We start from the raw sequence: 2,308 nt of genomic DNA, 5'->3' as shown, positions 1-2,308 counted from the left end.
CTCGGACGTGGGCGGCGGCTACCGACTGGGCGGGCAAGGCCGCGGCGTGACCGACGATGCGAAGCTGTCGCCCCGCAAAGCCACTCACTGGAGGACGCAATGCGTAACGCTCTGACACGCTTCCTGCAGATCGCCCTGCTGTTCGCGCTGGCGGCTTGCAGGCCATCCGATGCCCCCGCCGCCGCAACAGCACACGAAGACACCATGGTGCCGTTGCAGGTCGGCATCCTCAACTACACCGATGACTATATCGACGAGGTGTACGTCAACGGCTCCTGGTCCGGTGGCATGGTCAAGCATGCCGGAGGAGGAGGCTTCGCTGGCCACGCGGAAGTCCCTCGCCAGTGGGACCCGAACTACAAGCTCACCGTCCGCTGGCGCACCGAGCCGCTCTACCTCAAGAGCCCTGACGCGTTCTATGAGCGGGAGCTGACCACGCAACCCTATCAGTTGGATGAGCGCGGGCGCATGACGTTTCTCTGGGTGGCCTTTTTCCCCGGAGGTGTCGCCAAGCTCTTCCCTACTCTGGTGGGTCCAGGGCATCCCGATTTCCCGGAGGGACTGCTTGCTCCAAAACTGCAATGCCGCAAGGAGCACCCCGGTAGTGCGCATTGTGAAGGTCCACCCCAACTCTGGGACCTCATGAGAAAGGGCAAGGCCGCCCACACGGAGGACAAGACGCCATGACGATTTCCCGACTGCCCGACAATATGGGCGACAACCCGTGGGCACTCACGCAAAACGAGCGCAAGGGCATCACTTGCACCGAGTCGCCCGACGACGCCATGTCGTGCCAGCGCACCCTCTATCTCGGCTTCTTCTTCGACGGCACACGCAACAACCGTAAGTACGACACGAAGCCCAAGTCGCATAGCAATGTCGCGCGGCTGTACGACGTCTTCGACGAAGCGCGGCAAGGGTTGATGTCGGAACTGGCCAACGGCCACAGCGGCTGGGCGCAGCCGCGCGACCGACGACGCGAAGCTGATCCGCATCGGCCGCGCGTCGCCCCGCACATCCACTGACGGGAGAACGCGATGCGTAACACTCTGACACGCTTCCTGCAAATCGCCCTGCTGCTCGCGCTGACGGCTTGCAAGCCATCAGATGCGCCTGCTGCGGCACACGAAGACACCATGGTGCCGCTCCGGGTCAGCATCCTTAACTACTCCGACGACTATCTGGATGCGGTGTACGTCAATGAGTCGTGGGCCGGCAGCATGAGTGCCCACGCAGGGGGAGGCAAGGTTGCAGGTTCTGCCGAAGTAACTCACAAATGGGATCCAAACTACAAGTTGACCATCCGCTGGCGCGACGAGTCGCTCTACAACAAAGACCACCACGCCCTATACAAGCGCGAGGTGGCCACGGAGCCGTATCAACAGTACAGACCTGGCGGCGTGACGATGCTGTGGGTCGCCTTCTTTCCAAACGGGGTCTTGCGACTCTTTCCAACCCGTGTCGACCCAGGTCATGAGGATTTCCCGGAGGGACTGCTGGAACCCGCCTTCGAGTGCCGCCGACAGTTCCCAGGCAATCCCAAGTGCTTTCCACCCACTTCTTCATGGATGGAGAACCCGAGCCAACGCAAGGAGGAAGTCAAACCATGACCGTTTCGCGGCTACCCGACAACGTGAGCGAGAACCCGTGGGCACTCACACAGAACGAGCGCCGAGGCATTACATGCACCGAGTCGCCCGATGACGCCATGTCGTGCCAGCGCACGTTGTATCTCGGCTTCTTCTTCGACGGTACACGCAACAACCGTAAGTACGACACGGAGCCCAAGTCGCATAGCAATGTCGCGCGGCTGTACGACGTTTTCGACGAATTGCGTCGCGAAGGTGAAGACCGCCAGTACCGATTCGGTACCTACGTCCCCGGCGTCGGCACCGAGTTCTGGAAGGGCGTCGGCGATGCCGGCGTGGGCCTGCATGCCGCTGCAGGTGCCGCCGCCGGCTGGGGTGGCGAGGCGCGCATCAACTGGGCATTGCTGCAATTGCAGAACAACCTGCACCGCTATGCCTTCCAGAAGCGACTGACCGAAGAAGCCGAAGACCTCGCCCTCGTCAAACAGATGAGCGCCGACATCAACTTCAAGCGCATGCGCATGCGCTTTCCTGATGGCAAGGGGCCGCCCACGCCTAAGTCGCCTGACGACGTGAAGTTGCGCAAGGATGTGTCACCTGCGCAGGCCCTTCAAGCCATCGCCAGCACCCAGTGGCGCGACACCGAGATCGACGGCCGCCGCACCGTGCTGGCCAAGCGCCGCGCCGAGCTGCTCGACAAGCTCAAACCGGTGCTGACC

General features: G+C 62.3%; 4 protein-coding genes. All 4 read left to right on the top strand.

The features are described from left to right. Positions 1-99: 99 nt before the first annotated feature. Positions 100-687, top strand: coding sequence for a DUF3304 domain-containing protein (locus P3W85_RS35975; protein ID WP_276268279.1), 588 nt, complete (start codon positions 100-102; stop codon positions 685-687). Beyond that, positions 684-1,025 carry a hypothetical protein gene (locus P3W85_RS35970; protein ID WP_276268278.1) on the top strand — a complete coding sequence of 114 codons (342 nt, stop codon included), beginning with the start codon at positions 684-686 and terminating at the stop codon, positions 1,023-1,025. The genes P3W85_RS35975 and P3W85_RS35970 overlap by 4 nt, the downstream gene beginning before the upstream one ends. A gap of 12 nt (positions 1,026-1,037) precedes the next feature. After that, positions 1,038-1,610, top strand: a complete 573-nt coding sequence (locus P3W85_RS35965; RefSeq protein WP_276268277.1) for a DUF3304 domain-containing protein — start codon at positions 1,038-1,040, stop codon at positions 1,608-1,610. After that, positions 1,607-2,308, top strand: a 702-nt coding sequence (locus P3W85_RS35960; protein ID WP_276268276.1) for a phospholipase effector Tle1 domain-containing protein, incomplete at its 3' end; no start/stop codon positions are given. The genes P3W85_RS35965 and P3W85_RS35960, both read left to right, overlap by 4 nt.

It is taken from the genome of Cupriavidus basilensis, assembly GCF_029335485.1.
GTDB lineage: Bacteria > Pseudomonadota > Gammaproteobacteria > Burkholderiales > Burkholderiaceae > Cupriavidus > Cupriavidus basilensis_E.
Note: the sequence above shows the minus strand (reverse complement) of the source record. Positions and strands in the feature narration are given on the sequence as shown.